14 protein-coding genes are annotated in these 16,096 nt (G+C 64.9%); 11 read left to right on the top strand and 3 right to left on the bottom strand.

Annotation, left to right across the window (positions count from 1 at the left end; genetic code table 11):
- The 7 genes from ACQR1L_RS32760 to ACQR1L_RS32730 all read left to right on the top strand — a co-directional run.
- Positions 1–624: response regulator (locus ACQR1L_RS32760; RefSeq protein WP_434862039.1), on the top strand; the 624-nt coding region annotated here is incomplete at its 5' end.
- A 27-nt stretch (positions 625–651) separates the two neighbouring features.
- Positions 652–1,128, top strand: coding sequence for a chemotaxis protein CheW (locus ACQR1L_RS32755; protein ID WP_434862038.1), 477 nt, complete (start codon positions 652–654; stop codon positions 1,126–1,128).
- 30 nt (positions 1,129–1,158) lie between these two features.
- On the top strand, positions 1,159–1,548 hold the full coding sequence (locus ACQR1L_RS32750; RefSeq protein WP_434862037.1) for a response regulator: 390 nt from the start codon (positions 1,159–1,161) through the stop codon (positions 1,546–1,548).
- A 27-nt stretch (positions 1,549–1,575) separates the two neighbouring features.
- The gene (locus tag ACQR1L_RS32745; RefSeq protein ID WP_434862036.1) at positions 1,576–2,445 is read left to right on the top strand and encodes a CheR family methyltransferase; all 870 of its coding nucleotides are present in this window, start codon (positions 1,576–1,578) and stop codon (positions 2,443–2,445) included.
- Positions 2,446–2,544: 99 nt separating this feature from the next.
- A complete protein-coding gene (locus ACQR1L_RS32740; protein WP_434862035.1) occupies positions 2,545–2,865 on the top strand; it encodes a PilZ domain-containing protein in 321 nt (106 codons plus the stop codon).
- A gap of 182 nt (positions 2,866–3,047) precedes the next feature.
- Complete coding sequence (locus ACQR1L_RS32735; protein ID WP_434862034.1) at positions 3,048–3,557, top strand: response regulator; 510 nt, start codon at positions 3,048–3,050, stop codon at positions 3,555–3,557.
- A gap of 445 nt (positions 3,558–4,002) precedes the next feature.
- Complete coding sequence (locus ACQR1L_RS32730) at positions 4,003–4,638, top strand: response regulator transcription factor (protein WP_315717165.1); 636 nt, start codon at positions 4,003–4,005, stop codon at positions 4,636–4,638.
- A gap of 60 nt (positions 4,639–4,698) precedes the next feature.
- Here ACQR1L_RS32730 and ACQR1L_RS32725 read toward each other — a convergent pair whose 3' ends face one another.
- A complete protein-coding gene (locus ACQR1L_RS32725; RefSeq protein WP_434862033.1) occupies positions 4,699–8,310 on the bottom strand; it encodes a PAS domain S-box protein in 3,612 nt (1,203 codons plus the stop codon).
- Positions 8,291–8,725 carry a response regulator gene (locus ACQR1L_RS32720; protein WP_434862041.1) on the bottom strand — a complete coding sequence of 145 codons (435 nt, stop codon included), beginning with the start codon at positions 8,723–8,725 and terminating at the stop codon, positions 8,291–8,293. Before ACQR1L_RS32720 ends, ACQR1L_RS32725 begins: the two co-directional genes overlap by 20 nt.
- A 350-nt stretch (positions 8,726–9,075) precedes the next feature.
- On the opposite strand from ACQR1L_RS32720, the gene ACQR1L_RS32715 reads away from it, so the two are divergent.
- Together ACQR1L_RS32715 and ACQR1L_RS32710 are read left to right on the top strand one after the other, a co-directional pair.
- Complete coding sequence (locus ACQR1L_RS32715; RefSeq protein WP_434862032.1) at positions 9,076–11,169, top strand: methyl-accepting chemotaxis protein; 2,094 nt, start codon at positions 9,076–9,078, stop codon at positions 11,167–11,169.
- 56 nt (positions 11,170–11,225) lie between these two features.
- Positions 11,226–13,427, top strand: a complete 2,202-nt coding sequence (locus ACQR1L_RS32710) for a HAMP domain-containing methyl-accepting chemotaxis protein (RefSeq protein WP_434862031.1) — start codon at positions 11,226–11,228, stop codon at positions 13,425–13,427.
- Positions 13,428–13,463: 36 nt separating this feature from the next.
- Here the strand turns inward: ACQR1L_RS32710 and ACQR1L_RS32705 are convergent, their stop codons facing one another.
- Positions 13,464–14,174: a GntR family transcriptional regulator gene (locus ACQR1L_RS32705; RefSeq protein WP_434862030.1), complete on the bottom strand. Its 711-nt coding sequence runs from the start codon at positions 14,172–14,174 to the stop codon at positions 13,464–13,466.
- A 123-nt stretch (positions 14,175–14,297) separates the two neighbouring features.
- Here ACQR1L_RS32705 and ACQR1L_RS32700 point away from each other — a divergent pair, with 123 nt between their 5' ends.
- Together ACQR1L_RS32700 and ACQR1L_RS32695 are read left to right on the top strand one after the other, a co-directional pair.
- The gene (locus tag ACQR1L_RS32700; protein WP_434862029.1) at positions 14,298–15,329 is read left to right on the top strand and encodes an ABC transporter substrate-binding protein; all 1,032 of its coding nucleotides are present in this window, start codon (positions 14,298–14,300) and stop codon (positions 15,327–15,329) included.
- Positions 15,329–16,093: an ABC transporter ATP-binding protein gene (locus ACQR1L_RS32695; protein WP_015663656.1), complete on the top strand. Its 765-nt coding sequence runs from the start codon at positions 15,329–15,331 to the stop codon at positions 16,091–16,093. The genes ACQR1L_RS32700 and ACQR1L_RS32695 overlap by 1 nt, the downstream gene beginning before the upstream one ends.
- Positions 16,094–16,096: the final 3 nt, after the last annotated feature.

Raw genomic sequence — 16,096 nt, 5'->3', positions numbered from 1 at the left:
ATCCTGGTGTTCGCCGACGAGACCCGTGCGATGGGCCTCGTGGTCGACGAGATCATCGACATCGTCGAGGAGCGGCTCCACATCCAGGTCTCCGGCGCCAGGGACGGCATCCTCGGCTCGGCCGTGATCAAGGGCCAGGCCACCGAGGTGATCGACGTCGGCCACTTCCTGCCGATGGCGTTCGCCGACTGGTTCATCCGCAAGGAGATGAGCTCGGAGGCGCTGACCCGATCCGTGCTGCTGGTCGACGACAGCCCGTTCTTCCGCAACATGCTGGCGCCGGTGCTGAAGTCGGCCGGCTACAAGGTGCGCACCGCTTCGTCGGCCATCGAGGGCCTTGCCACGCTGCGCTCCGGGCACACCTTCGACATCGTCGTCACCGACATCGAGATGCCGGAGATGAACGGCTTCGAGTTCGCCGAGGCGATCCGCGCCGATCAGAACCTCAATCAGCTGCCGGTGATCGCGGTGTCGTCGCTGATCTCGCCGGCCGCTGTCGAGCGCGGCCGCCAGGCCGGTCTCTACGACTACATCGCCAAGTTCGACCGTCCCGGCCTGATCGCGTCGTTGAAGGATCAGTTCGACGAGCGGGAACGCGCCGAAGCCGCCAAGCGCGCGGCGTGATGTGACGACCAGCAGGAGAAGCGTGCGATGAGCAGCAACAAGATCGAGACCACCGACGGCGCGGCGTCCGAATTCGTCACCGCCGTGATCGGCGGCCAGCTGTTCGGCCTGCCGATCTCGCGGGTGCAGGACGTGTTCATGCCCGAGCGGGTGACGCGGGTGCCGCTGTCGTCGGCGGAGATCGCCGGCGTGCTGAACCTGCGCGGCCGCATCGTCACCGTGATCGACATGCGGGCGCGGCTCGGCCTCGCCAAGGCCGATGACGGCAAGCCGCCGATGGCGGTCGGCGTCGATCTGCGCGGCGAGTCCTATGGCCTGCTGATCGATCAGATCGGCGAGGTGCTGCGGCTGCCCGAGGCCAGCCGCGAGGAGAATCCGGTCAACCTGGATCCGCGCATGGCCAAGTTCGCCGGCGGCGTGCATCGCCTCGATGGCCAGCTGATGGTGATCCTCGATGTCGATCGCGTGCTCGAACTCCTGCCGAAGGCAGCCATCGCTGCTTAGCCCGTCAACCGTCCCATAGGGGAGACACACATGAAAAGCTGCCTCGTCGTTGATGACTCGAGCGTCGTGCGCAAGATCGCACGCCGGATCCTCGAAGAACTGGGTTTCTCGGTCGTCGAGGCCGAGGACGGAGAGCAGGCGCTGCAGCTGTGCACGAACAGCCTGCCGGACGCCATCCTGCTCGATTGGAACATGCCGGTGATGGATGGCTACGACTTCCTCGGCCGGCTGCGCCGTCTGCCGGGCGGAGAAGGGCCGAAGGTGGTGTTCTGCACCACGGAGAATGACATCGATCATATCTCACGTGCGCTCAACGCCGGCGCCAACGAATACATCATGAAGCCGTTCGACAAGGAAATTGTCGCCGCCAAATTCCAGGAAGTCGGTCTTATCCAGGCACTGTCAGCTGAATCCGCCTGATCCATTTCTGCCCAGAAGAGGCCGTCCGTGAACCAGCCAGATTATGAATTCCTGCGCAAGCTGCTTCGAGACAAGTCAGGTCTCGACCTGTCTGCCGACAAGCAATATCTGATCGAGAGCCGCCTGCTTCCGCTTGCGCGCAAGGCCGGTCTCGCCAGCATCAGCGATCTCGTCCAGAAACTGAAGGACGGATCCAGCGCCCTGATCAGCCAGGTCGTCGAAGCCATGACGACCAACGAGACGTTCTTCTTCCGCGACAAGGTGCCGTTCGATCATTTCCGCGACGGAATCATGCCGGAGCTCCTGAAGGCGCGCGCCAATCGCAAGTCGATCCGGATCTGGTGCGCGGCATGCTCGACGGGCCAGGAGCCGTACTCGCTGGCGATGTCTCTCAAGGAGATGGGCGCAGCGCTCAATGGCTGGCGCGTCGAAATCATCGCCACCGATCTCTCCCAGGAGGTGTTGGAGAAATCGAAGGCGGGTCTTTATAGCCAGTTCGAGGTCCAGCGCGGTCTGCCGATCCAGCTGCTTGTCAAATATTTCAAGCAGGCCGGCGAGCTCTGGCAGATCAATTCGGACGTGCGCGGCATGGTGCAGCATCGGCAGCTCAACCTGCTGCACGACTTCTCGCAGCTCGGCACATTCGACGTCGTGTTCTGCCGCAACGTGCTGATCTATTTCGATCAGGACACGAAGATCAACATCTTCGGCCGGCTGGCCAAGCTGATGGAGCCGGATGGATTTCTCGTGCTCGGTGCGGCGGAGACCGTCGTCGGCCTTACCGACGTGTTCAAGCCGCAGGCGGACCGGCGCGGCCTCTATCGTCCGAGCGGCGCCGTCGCGGCGGCGAAGGCGCCTGCACCGGGACTGCCGCGAATGGCCGGTGCCGGGACCTAGCGCGCCGTCCTGGGAGGCCAATCGGCTCCATCGGCATCGATGGTGCCCGGAGCCCTCCCGAACACCACGAGCGGATGCCCATAAGGCAGGACACAGAAGATGTCTGAAGAGAACAAAGGTACGGAGCGCGTCACTTTCAGTCGAGGCTACGATGTCTGCATCATGGGCATCGACGGAACCTGGCGACGCGACTGCCAGCTCAACGCCATTTCGGATAATGACGCGGTGCTGACGGTTGAAGGCTCGATCCAGGGACTGAACCTGAAGGAGTTCTTCCTCCTGCTGTCGTCGACCGGGCTGGCCTATCGCCGGTGCGAGCTGGTTCGGGTCAACGGCGCCGAAATGGACATCCAGTTCATCAAGGGCAAGAACAAGAAGAAGCGCAGTGCTTCCTCCGGCCAGGAGGCGACTGTGGGCTGACGGATCTTGCGCCGCTCCATTGCGTCAGGGAGCGCCGGAGCAGGCGCGAAGGGACCGACGAACCGCCGAAGGTCCTGCGCAAGTCCTAAAGTCGCCGGTCGATTTTCTGGGAACCGCTTTACGGGGCTGCAGGATCGGACGTGTAGGACAATGAGGTCATTCAAAATTGTCAGGGACGACCAATGTCGGTCATGAGTTCGGAACTTGCACCTAGCCGGCCGGAGGCCGCGGAAGACGTCGAGCGGCGCGCGCTGCAGCTCCTGGTGGTCGACGACGATGCGTCGCAGAGGGCCTTGATTTCGCTGGCTGCGAAGCAGGCGGGTCATTCCGTCACGGTGGTGGCCACCTGTAACGAGGCGATCCGGGAAGTGCGCAACAAGCGCTTCGATTGTATCACGCTCGATCTGATGCTCGAGGATGGTGACGGCACCGAGGTGCTCAGGGCCATCGCCGACTCCCGCTTCGCCGGTTCCGTCATCGTGATCAGCGGCATGGACTCGGCGAGGCGAATCGCGGCCCGGCTGTTTGCCCGCTCGCTTGGCCTGGACCTGCAGAGTCTGCCGAAGCCGGTCGATCTTGCCGCGCTACGCATTTTCCTCGCCAATCTCGGCAAGACGGCGCTTGGCCTCCCTGTGGTCCATACCTGGGGCGGTGTTGCGGCCGAGGGTGTTGCCGCAAAGCATCGGTCCTGACATCCTGTATTCATGTGACGTCGGAGCGAGGCCGCTCGCTCCTGCGCAAGGCAGCCATTCATCGAGCTCGAGCTGAATCCGGGCCCGTCACGGCTGATTTGGGCGCGCCTTGTGTCAATTGTTGTGCAGAGTCCCGAGCACCGCCCGTGAGCTGGATCGACGCGACTGCGGCTGGTGTATCCAGCATGCGCGCATCCGGTCGGCTTCGGGCTCGATCCTGATCCAACGCCGTCGATGAATTTTGCACGGCAACATGCTGCGCTTCACGACGGTCTTGAGATCGTGTCCAGATCGTGGTCTCGTGATGACGATCGTCGACCTTTCGCTACTACTTGTGGGTTAGGATCATAAACCGTACAAATACGGGTGCCCAAACCACCCGACGAATATGGTATCATAAGCCGCGCTTTCATTGTTTCTTCTCTCTTTGCAAGAGCACTCTCCCATGGCCGAACAAACAACTTCCCGCGGTGAGATTTTTGTCGTCGATGACGATCCAGCCGTGCGCGACACCCTCTCGATGGTCCTGTCGGCCGGCGGGTACGAGGTGATCTGTTTCGCCGATGGCGCAGCACTGTTGGCCGTGGCGCGCAGCAGGACGCCGGCTTGTATTCTGCTCGACGTTCATATTCCCGGAAAGTCGGGTCTGGACATCCTCCGGGAACTGCATGGCGAAGACTATCCAGCGCCGATCTTCATGATCTCCGGTCAGGGCGACATCCCCATGGCCGTGAATGCGATCAAGAACGGCGCGCTGGACTTCATCGAGAAGCCATTCCGCGGCAGTGAAATCGTGGCCCGCCTGAACGAAGCCATCGGCGCATTTGCGCGGCGGCAGAAGGAAAATGCCTCCCCGAAAATCGGCTCGCTGCACTTCCCCGGCCGCGAGCCGCTCACGCGCCGCGAGCGTGAGGTGCTGGAGCAGTTCACGGCAGGGGCCTCGAACAAGGAGGCCGGCCGGACCTTGGGTATCAGCCCGCGCACGATCGAGGATCATCGCGCCAACATCATGAAGAAGCTCGGCGCTCGTAACGCCGCCGATCTGATTCGCATCGTGATGACGGCCTCTCGCGCCAACTGAGCATAAAGCGGCTGCCCGGGCGCAGCCCGCAGGTTTCGGCGCGATCAGATCGGCCGTGTCTCAGGCCGCCTCCGTCGCGAGCGCCTTCCGGACCATCTTGGCCAGCTCGGATTTGCGGTAGGGCTTCGGCAGCAGGAGGATGCCCTCGTCGAGCCGGCCGTGATGCACGACCGCATTCTCGGTGTAGCCGGACGTGAACAGCACGGGTTGGCCCGGACGCAGCCGCTGGATCTCGCTGGCGAGCTGCCGGCCATTCATGGTTCCCGGCATGATGATGTCGGTGAACAATAGATCGAACGGCTCCCCGGCATTGAGGATCGCGAGCGCCTCGGCTGCGTTGGCGGCTTCCAGCGTCGCATATCCAAGCGCATGAAGCTGCGCGAGAACGTAGCCGCGCACCAGCCGGTCGTCTTCGACCACAAGGATGGTTTCGTGGCCGCCCTGGACCGCTGGTGCAGCTCCCGACGGCAGCGTGACCGCGCCGTCACTGCCCGGCGGCAGATACATGCGGATCGTGGTGCCGTGCCCCTCTTCGCTGTAGATCCGGATATGCCCCGCCGACTGTTTCACGAAGCCGTACACCATCGACAGGCCGAGACCCGTTCCCTTGCCGGGCCCCTTTGACGTGAAGAACGGATTGAACACCTTGTCGATGATGCCGGCCGGGATGCCGCTGCCGCTGTCGCTGACCGCGATCATCGCATAGCGGCCGGGCCTGACGTCGTCGTAGAGGCTCGCATAGTTTTCGTCGAGATCGGCCCAGCCGGTCTCCAGGATCAGCTTGCCGCCATCGGGCATGGCGTCGCGGGCGTTGAGCGCGAGGTTGATGACGGCGGTGGCGAGCTGGTTGGGATCGACATGCGCGACGCAGGTTTCGTCCTGAAACACCGACTCGATCTCGATCTGCTCGCCGAGCGTCGGCCGCAGCAGCTTGGCCGTATCGATCATCAGCGTGTTGACGTCGATCTCGCGCGGCTGCAGCGGCTGCCGGCGTGCGAAGGCGAGCAGATGCTGGGTGAGATCCGCCCCGCGTGCGGCGGCCTCGTCGATCATCCGCGTGATCGCCGCAAGCTGCGGCTCCTTGGCGACGGCGGCAGCGAGAATCTCGATGGTGCCGGTGATCACGGTGAGGATGTTGTTGAAGTCGTGCGCGATGCCGCCGGTCAGCTGGCCGATCGCCTCCATCTTCTCGGATTGGCGGATCCGCTCTTCCGTTGCGATCTTGTCGGTGAGGTCGCGGAAGAATCCGTTGAGCACGACGCCGCTGCGGGTTTTCAGCGCCGTGACGCTCAGCTCGGCCCTGAACTCGCGGCCGTCGCGCCGTTTCACCATCACCTCGCGCCGGCGTCCGCTGCCCAGCGCGTTGGCCTGGCCCGTCATCACCAGCCGGCCGAGCGCGGCGCGCAGTTCCTCGCCTTCGCCGCCGACCGTGATCACGTCGAAGACGTCCCTGCCGATGATCTCGGCGCGTGACCAGCCGAAGATCTTTTCGGCCTGCGAGTTCCAGTTGAGAATGGCGCCCTTGTCGTCGATCTGGACAAACGCATCCAGCGCGGTCTCGACAATGTTGCGGGCGAGCTGCTCGCTTTCGCGGAGCGTTTCCTGCGCCAGCCTGCTCTCGGTCATGTCGCGCCCGATGAAGAAGTGGCGCTGCACCGGCTCTGACCAGTTCGACGTCCAGGAGAGCGTCACGACGCGGCCGTCCTTGTGGAGATAGCGGCCGTCGCTGGTACGGGTGCGCAGACCGTGGCGCGAAGCGCGCAGCTCTTCGCGCGCCCTTGCCAGATCATCGGGATGGATGAACTCGGCGCCGTTGCGTCCGACCATCTCCGTCGGCGAGTAACCGAGGATCGTCTCGACGCTCGGCGAGACCTGGACGACGGTGCCGGCGCGGTCGGTGATCAGGATGAGGTCCTGCGAGGTTTCGAAGATGCGCCGCCGCTCTTCGGTCTGCTGGCGCAGCGCCGCCTCCGTCCGGCGGCTCTCGGTGATGTCGCGCGCGATCTTGGAGGCGCCGATGATCTGTCCGTTCGGGGATTTGATCGGCGAAACGCTGAGTGAAACCTGAACCAGCTCGCCATCCTTGCGCACGCGCACCGTCTCGAAGTGCTGAATTCGCTCGCCGCGCGCCACCTTCACGAGGATGTCCTGTGCCTCCGCCATGCGGTCCGGGGGCACCACGAAATCCGCCTGTCGACCGACGGCTTCTTCGGCGGAATAGCCCAGCATGGTTTCGGCCGCCGGATTCCACGCCGTGATCGTGCCATCCAGCGCCAGCGTCACGATCGCATCATTCGAGGATTGAACCGCCGCGCTATAGAGGCGTTCGCGAGCAGCAAAATGATCGCGGGCCGCCTCGGTCAGGTAGTGCTCCTGAACCTCGCGCTCGAGTTCGGCTGTCTTGGAGCGGACCTCGTCCAGGACGCGGGCGAAGGCGCGCGCCAACACGCCGGTCTCGCCGACGGCCTCCAGCGGGATCTTCACCGTCTCGCCGCGTCCGACGCCCTCGACGGCCTGGGTCAGCTGGTTGATCGGACGCGTCAGCGAGCGCGCGACCACGAAGGCGAGCGCAGCCGCGCACAGCATGGCGATCAGGCCGACCTCGATCGCGGTCTTGCGGATGGCCAGCGCGGGCGCCATGAACGCGGTGTTCGGAATGGTCTCGATCACGGCGACCCATTCTTGTCCGGCCAGCAGGGCCGGGACGAAGGCGACGCCGCCGGGACGATTGTTGTCGTCGTGCAGGATTCTGGCAAAGCCTTCGGTGGTGCCGGCCGCGCTGGCGAGCGTCGGGAAGTCATCCTGCCATCGCGTCGCCCCGCCGCGTTTCGAGGCGAATTCCCGATCGGATTCGGGATGGAAGAGATAGTCACCGCGCGCATTCACGACATAGAGCTGCGAGCCGGGCCTGGCCGCGCTGCGCAGATGCGTGAACACCGGGCGCATGTCGAGATCGAGGATCAGGATGGCGAAGGGTTTGCCGTCCGGGGCGTAGATCGGCGTGCCGACGCAGAGCATCGGGACGCCGGTCCTGGGATCCGTGGTGTTGCCGTCGAGGATGACAGGCGAGAGGCGGATGCCGCCCGGCGGCAGGCTCAACGTTTCCTTGATGTAGTTACGCGCGCCTCGCGTAATCAGCTCGCTCTCGGGAACGATCCGCACGGTGCCGCCGGGACCCAGCCGGTCGACCCGGATCAGTTCGCGATAGTCGTTCTCGATTCCGACAAGACGGATCATCGCATAGGTCGACTTCGCCTGCAGCTCGGCGAAATAGCGCGCCGCCACGCGCTCACGCCATGACTGCGCCGTCAGTCCCTCGCGCGGATCGGGAACCCCGCTCTTGAGCGTCCGGATCAGCGTCGCGAGATTGGGCGAGGCGCGATAGCCGTTGATGTCGTTGCGGGCGCCGCTGACATAGTTCTCGATCTCGGTCGCCATCAGACGCGCATGCGATTCGATGCGGTCGAGCGCGCGCGGCAGCAGCGCCCGCTCCAGGCTGCGGTAGCCCAGCCAGCCGACCGCGAAGACCGCGATGGCGACCAGCAGGATCATCGCGACGGCCAGACGCGTCGTCAGCGTCATGCGCGAACGCAAGGGAGCAGCCGCGCTGGCGCCGGCTCCGCTGCCGAGCAGCGGCTCATCGCTTCCGCTCTCAGGAGTTCGGAACAGCATCGCGGCCTGGCCCTGGTGGAGCTGTCGGCTTGCCGGCCGACGCCAGACAATCGGAAACCATCGTCAACAGGGCCGCCGGCTTGAACGGCTTGGGCAGCGCGGACACGGCCCCCAGTTTGGTGGCCATCGTCAGGTAATCGGGCTCTGATGTCGCATTCGGGGTGTCGGGGCGTCCCGAGGTCATGATGATCGGAACGCTCGGCTTCCGCTTGAGGATCATGCGCATCGCTTCCAGCCCATCCATGCCCGGCATGAAGATATCGAGGATCACCAGATCGAAGTCCTCGGTGTCGAGGCGGGCGAGCGCTTTCCGGCCGTCGCTTGCGCTCGCAACGACATGGCCGTGCTGCTCGAGCACGCGCTGCATCGTCAGCTGCATGAGCGGATCGTCGTCCACGACCAGTAGCTTTGCCACGCTCCACGTCTCCCGAATGGCTGGCAGCCGGACCAATCGTCAATTGTAGAGGTTTTGCCCAATTTGCGGCGCGCCGCAAGCGCTTCGCAGCTCAAGTCACATGCAGGACAGGCCTCGGGCCGGCCGCCACAGCGCCCAAATGGGCGCTTGATGGCGGATCCGGGGCGTATGCCCCGCATCGGTCTTTGCCTTCATTTAAGGCACTCGCGCCGTAGTTGTCCGGGCCGGACGTTTCACATTCGCTTAATTCGGTCAATGGAAAAGTCACCAAGGTTCTCGTTTTGATTGCATGGGATCAAGGACAGCCTTGGGGCGATATTCTGGGGCGCGCGATCTTGGGATGAAGTGACATGGTGCTCGATCATTTGAAAATCGGTATTCGCCTGTCTGTTGGTTTCGGTCTGCTGGTCGCGGTGGGGCTTGCGACAGCCGCCTTTGCTTACTGGGAGCTCGACATCATCTCGGCCAAGGTGCTGCGCATGGGAGACCAGTCGCAGAACGCCATGGGAGTGATCAAGATCGCCGGCGATCTGCACGCTGCCTCGCGCGCCATGCTCCGTTTCCAGATGGATCGCGATCAGGCCTCGTCCAGCGAGGCAGAGGCCCGGCTGTCCAGCGCAGCAAGCACGCTCGAGGCTACGATCCGCCGCACCGTATCGCAGGAGCGGCTGGCAGCCTATCGCCTGCTTCAGCCGGAGATCGTCTCGCTGAACGAGAAGCGCGCAACGCTCGCGGCCGCGCTGCAGGCCTACTTCACCGGCCGCGACGCCTTGTTCGCAGATGGAGATCAGCTCGCCGCCGATATCCGCAAGCTGGTCGATGCCGCGCCGGGAACGCCGCACGTCCAGGCGATCGTTGCGCTGGAGGTCGGCATCAACACGGCACGCGTCTTCGTCTGGCGGCATCTCGCCACCTCGGAGGTCAAGCCGCGCGAGGCCTTCCTTGCCGAGATCGACCAGGTGCGTTCAAGGCTCGCGGAGTTGGAGAAGCGCGATCTTGGCGATGTGCTCGGCCGCTCCCTGACAACGGTCAAAAGCGAGCTGGCGCGATATTCCGACAGCTTCGAGAAGGCGTCGAGCAATCTGCTCCGAGCCAATGCGATCTATGCCGGCGAGATTGCGCCACTCACCAAGACGGCGATCGATCGGATCGAGAAGGTCGAGACCGGCATTCGTGCAAGCTACACCGCCACCATCGCAGAGACCCTCGGGCTGATCCAAGGCTCGTCGCGGGTGCAGATCACCATCGCGCTGCTCGCTGCACTCATGGGGGCAAGCTGCGCATTCCTGATCACCCGCAGCATCGTCCGGCCGGTTCAGGTCCTGGTGGACGAAGCCGGCCGGTTGTCGGCCGGCGATACGTCGGTGGAGTTCCTGGGGGCACGGCGCGGCGATGAGATCGGCCTGCTGGCGGGCGCTGTCGCGCGATTTCGCGACAACGTGCTGTCGCAGCAAAGCGCCGCCAAGGAGGTGGCCGCGGCGGCGGAGCAGCGCGATGCCACCAATCGCAATACTGAGAACGCGGTCGAGGAGTTCCGTCGTGCGGCCGAGGGGCTGCTCGGCCGGGTCGGCGAGAATGCCGGCACGATGAAGCAGACTGCGAGCGCACTGACCGACATCGCAACGCAAGCGACCCAGCAGGCGGAGGCTGCGGCGAACGCATCGGAGCGGACCGCATCGAACGTCCAGACCGTTGCGGCGGCCGCCGAGGAGCTGGCCGGCTCCATCCACGAGATCGGGCGCCAGATCGACCGCTCCAACGCGACGGTGCGCTCCGCCAACGCGACCACCGCCCGGTCGGAGAGCGAGATCGAGGGCCTGGCGCAGGCTGCGCAGAGCATCTCCTCGGTCGTCGATCTCATCCAGGCCATTGCGGCGCAGACCAATCTGCTCGCGCTCAATGCCACGATCGAGGCGGCGCGCGCCGGCGAGGCCGGCCGCGGCTTCGCCGTGGTCGCGCAGGAGGTGAAATCACTCGCGGAGCAGACGGCGAAGGCGACGCAGGAAATCGCCCAGCACGTCCAGGGCATCCAGACCTCGACCGGCAATGCGGTGGCCTCTGTGAAGCAGGTCGGCGTTGCCATGCGCGAGATCGACGAGGTCACCACTGCGATCGCAAGTGCGGTCGAGCAGCAGGGGGCTGCGACGCGCGAGATTTCGGAGAATGTGCAGATGGCCGCGTCGGGTTCTCAGACGCTGGCCTCGAGCATTGCCACCGTGAGCGATGCGATCCGCAGGACCAATCGTTCCGCAGACCAGGTCTCGGAGTCCTCGAGCCACGTGTCCGACGCCGCCGAACGGCTGGCCGAGGAGGTGCGCAGCTTCTTCGTCAAGCTGCGTACCGGACCGCTGGATCGTCGCAAGGAAGACGATGCGAACTACCGAGGCCCGGAGCGGCGGCAGAACTACATCGCCGGCGTGACCGGCCGAAGGGTCGTGGGGTGAGTCGGAGCGCGCGAGTAGCGCAGCTCACCAATTTTGAATGAACGGGTGGTGATTTGATGTTGAGCTTCGTTTCCAATCTGAAGATTCAGACCCGGCTGCTGGCCGGATTTGGTTTGCTTTGCATGCTGCTCGCATGTGCGGTCGGCTACTCGGCCTATGCCGTATCGAACGTCTCCGAGCATTTCAGCAAGATCGTGACCCTCAGGTCGCCGGTCGCCATCAGCAGCACGCAGCTCGTCGCCGATCTGCACGCCACACTGGCTGCGCTCCGTGGTTACCTGCTCACCGGAGATCCGGAGATGAAGCAGCGGCGCGCCGCGCTCTGGCTGGAGTTCGACAAGACCATCCAGGAATTCGATCGTCTGGCCGCCGGCTTCAAAGTGGCCGAGAACAGATCGCTATGGGCGGAGGTCAAGCCGCTGATCGCCGAGTTCAGGGCGGCTCAGGACAAGGCTGAAAGCGTGGCGTTCACGGCCGACGCCTATCCGGCCACCAGGCTGCTCGGCGCGGAGGCGTCGCCGCTGATCGCGACCATGTTCGCCGAGGTCACCAAGATGATCGATGAGGAGAACGGTCTGGAGGCGACGCCTGAGCGGAAGCGTCTCCTCAAGACGATGGCCGATCTGCGCGGCAATCTCGCGGCAGCAGGCTCGCAGCTCAGGCTCTATGTCGCCTCCGGCGACCCGTCCGACCGCGACAAGTTTGCCGGGCCCTACACCAATTACAAGAACGCCGTGGCGGCCATCACGGCGCAAGCCGGCCTGCTAACGGCGTCGCAGAAGGCAGCTTTCGACAAGATAGCCCGGGCGAGCGAGAGCTTCGCGCCGCTTCCCGACAAGATCTTTGCGCTCCGCCAGTCGCCGCAATGGAACGCTGCGGTATTCCTGCTGGCGACCGAGGCCGCGCCGCGCGCCAACAAGCTGCTCGAGATGCTCGACGGCAAGCGGCGGGCGGATGGAACGTTCGGCGGCGGACTCAAGACCAACCAGCAGGAGGTGCTGGTGAAGGATTCGGCCGCCGTTGCCGGACTGATCGACCAGCTCCTGTTCACCGAATGGATGCTGCTGGCGGTCGGACTTGCGTTGGCGCTGAGCACTGCGATCCTGGTGGCCCGTTCGATCACTCTGCCGATCAAGGAATTGGTGGCCGATTCCACGCGGCTGTCGGATGGCGATACGACGGTCGAATTCAAGACCGCCGCGCGCGGCGACGAGATCGGCGACGTCTCGAAGGCCGTCGCGGTTTTCCGCGACAACGTGATCGCTCAGCAGCAGGCGTCGTCCAACTATGTTCGCGAGGCCGAGGCGCGCGAGGCGATGAACCGGAACATGGAGGAGGCGGTGGAGGCCTTCCGCATCAAATCGACCGAGCTGTTGTCCGAGGTCGACGACAATGTCGGTGTGATGAGAAACACCGCGGAATCGCTGACGGGAATCGCGGGTCATGCGACCGACCAGGCCGCGTCGGCGGCGGGCGCCTCGGAGAAGACCGCCGTCAACGTGCAGACGGTCGCCTCGGCCGCGGAGCAGCTCACGAGCTCCATCGTCGAAATCGGCCGGCAGATCGAGTTGTCAAACACCACGGTGCGCAACGCCAATGCCACCACGGCGCGGTCGGAGGCCGAGATCGAGGGGCTCGCCCAGGCGGCGCAGAGCATCTCGACCGTGGTCGATCTGATTCAGGCGATCGCGGCGCAGACCAACCTTCTGGCGCTCAACGCCACGATCGAGGCGGCGCGCGCCGGCGAGGCCGGCCGCGGCTTCGCCGTGGTGGCGCAGGAGGTGAAGTCGCTGGCGGAGCAGACCGCCAAGGCGACGCAGGAGATCAGTCAGCACGTCCAGGGCATCCAGAGCTCGACCAGCAACGCGGTCGCCTCGGTCAAGGAGGTGTCGACGGCCATGCGGCAGATGGCCGACGTGACCACGGCAATCGCCAGCGCCGTGGAAGAGCAGGGCGCCGCGACGCGCGAGATCTCGCACAACGTCCAGATGGCGGCCTCGGGCAGCAAGATGCTGGCCTCCAACATCTCCACCGTCAGCGCGGCCATCGAGGAGACCAGCCAATCCGCGGACAGTGTCCGAACCGCGTCCAACAACGTCTCGCGCGTGGCCGAGAGTCTCGCGGCTGAAGTCCAGGACTTCTTCGTCCGGCTCCGTCAGGGCGCGCTCGACCGGCGCGTCGGCGACGATCCGAACTATCAAGGACCGGAACGTCGTGCCAAGGCGAGCGCGAGGCACGGGAGCCGGCGAGCGGCGTAACATCGCGTTCTGCGGCCAGGCAGATGGGCAGACGGGCTATCCGCTCAGGTAGTCCGGCCAAAGGCTCCGGATGGTGGCGAGATCGCTCAGCGTTCCCGTCAGGTGCTCGCGCAGATGGACCTGTGCGGCATCGGGCTGGCCCGCCGCGATCGCGTCCACGATCTGCTGGTGATGGCGCAGGATGGTCTGCGCCTTGCCGGGCGAAGGCAGATGCAGCCGGCGCAACCGATCGATGTGGCCGCTGCGGCTGCGCACCAGGGTCCATAGCTCCTGCTTGTCGGCCGCGGCATAGAGCCGTTCGTGGAAGGCATTGTCGGCGACGGTGAACGCGGCAAAATCGCCTTCGGTCGCAAAGCGGCGCTGCTGCCCGATCAGCGCGTGGAGCGCGTCGACCGGGACCAGGCTGGGCGTCAGCGCGAGCAGCCGCACGATCTCCAGTTCCAGTGCCTGTCGCAGGAATTGCGCCTGCTGCGCCTTGCCGACGTCGATCCGGCTGACCAGCGTTGCGTGTTGAGGAAAAACGTCGACCAGCCCCTCCTCGGCGAGGCGCATTAGCGCGTCCCGGATCGGCGTGGAGCTCAGGCCAAATTCGGATTGCAGCGCAGCGCGCGACAGCGGCGCGCCCGGCGGCAGCGCCAGCGCGAGGATCTGGTCGCGCAGCCGCTCGAACACCTGCGGCGCGGCGCGCCGGCTCGGGTCGAGCCGGTCGTGGAAAGGCGAGGCGGCAGGCGTCGCGGGCTGGGCCATGGATCAGACGTCCGGCGCGAATGTCGCAGGTGACATACCAGCGCTTGTCAGAGATGCACTAATGCATTAGTGCATCTCTGGTCCGGCCGTCAAGAAGGAGCCGGCACGCGAGGAGGGATGTCCATGTTCGAATTGTCGGGGCGCTCGGCCGCACGGGCCGCCGGCCTGCTGGCCGCCACGCTCATGGTGGCGCTCTGGGGGGCTGAAGCCTCGGCCCAGCAGAAGACCGAGGTGTCGCTGTCGCGGCAGCCCGGCATCTTCTACATGCCGAGCCACATCATCGAGAAGAACAAGCTGATCGAGAAGCACGCGGCCGCGCTCGGCGTCCCCGGTGTCACGACCAAATGGCTGACCTTCTCCGGCGGCGGTGCCCAGACCGACGCGCTGCTGTCCGGCAGCGTCGACATCCTCAACACCGGCACCGGCAATCTGCTCTTGCTGTGGGACCGCACCCGCGGCGGCGTGAAGGGCATCGTCGCGACCTCGGCGCAGCCGATGACCTTGATCAGCCGTGACCCCCACATCAAGTCGATCAAGGATTTCGGTCCGACCGACAAGATCGCGGTGCCGACGGTGAAGGTCTCGACCCAGGCCATCGTGCTGCAGATCGCCGCCGCCGAAGCGTTCGGCGCGGACCAGTGGAACAAGCTCGATACCAACACGGTGCAACTCGGCCACCCCGATGCCTACACCGCGCTGACCAATCCGCAGCATGAGGTCCACAACCACTTCTCGATCCCGCCCTATACGTTCCTCGAAATGAAGAACGTGCCCGGCGCGCATGTCGTGCTGAACTCGCCGGACGTGATGGGCGGGCCGCTCAGCCAGGCGCAGTTCTTCACCACGACGAAGTTCGCCGACGCCAATCCGAAGATCATCCAGGCCGTACGCGACGCCACCAAGGAAGCCCAGGACCTGATCCGCAGCGACACCAAGACGGCGGTCGAAATCTACAAGGAGATCACCGGCGACAAGACCTCAGTCGAAGATCTGCTGGCCTGGCTCAAGGAGCCCGGCATGATGGAATGGAATCTGGAGCCGCAGGGCACGATGAAATTCGCGACGCATCTGGCCAAGATCGGTACCATCAAGACTCAACCGAAGGCCTGGACTGATTATTATCTGCCCGTCGCGCACGACCTGAAGGGCAACTGATGTCCGCGCTGCTCGATGTCGATGGCGTCACGCTACGCTACAAGACCTCCAGCGCCGTGATCACGGCGACGGAGCGCGTCGGCTTCTCGGTCGACCGCTCCGACCGCTTCGTGTTGCTCGGCCCCTCCGGCTGCGGCAAGTCCACGTTGCTGAAGGCGGTCGGCGGCTACATCAAGCCGAGCGAGGGCCGGATGCGCATCAACGGCCGCGAGATCACCGGGCCCGGCGCCGACCGCATGATGATCTTCCAGGAGTTCGATCAGCTGCTGCCGTGGAAGACCGTGCTCGCCAACGTCATGTTCCCGCTGCTGACAGCGCGGCGCATGCCGCGCAAGGAGGCCGAGAGCCGGGCCCGCGCCTATATCGAGAAGGTCGGGCTGACGCGCGTCGTCGATGCCTATCCGCACACGCTGTCGGGCGGCATGAAGCAGCGCGTCGCGATCGCCCGGGGCATGGCGATGGAGCCGGACATCCTGCTGATGGACGAGCCGTTCGCTGCGCTCGACGCGCTGACGCGGCGCACTTGCCAGGACGAGCTGCTCCAGCTGTGGAACGAGACCAAGTTCACGGTGCTGTTCGTCACGCATTCGATCGCGGAAGCCATCAAGATCGGCAATCGCATTTTGCTGCTGTCGCCGCATCCCGGCCGCGTCAAGGCCGAGGTGATCGACGTCGACAAGGTCTCGGCCGAGGACGGCAGCGCCGCGCGCCTGGAGAAGCAGATCCATGATCTGCTGTTCTCCGAACCTGCCACGGCGCATTGAGGA

Source organism: Bradyrhizobium sp. HKCCYLR20261 (genome assembly GCF_051168435.1).
In the GTDB taxonomy this organism is placed as follows: domain Bacteria; phylum Pseudomonadota; class Alphaproteobacteria; order Rhizobiales; family Xanthobacteraceae; genus Bradyrhizobium.
This window is presented reverse-complemented; position numbering and strand designations above follow the sequence as displayed.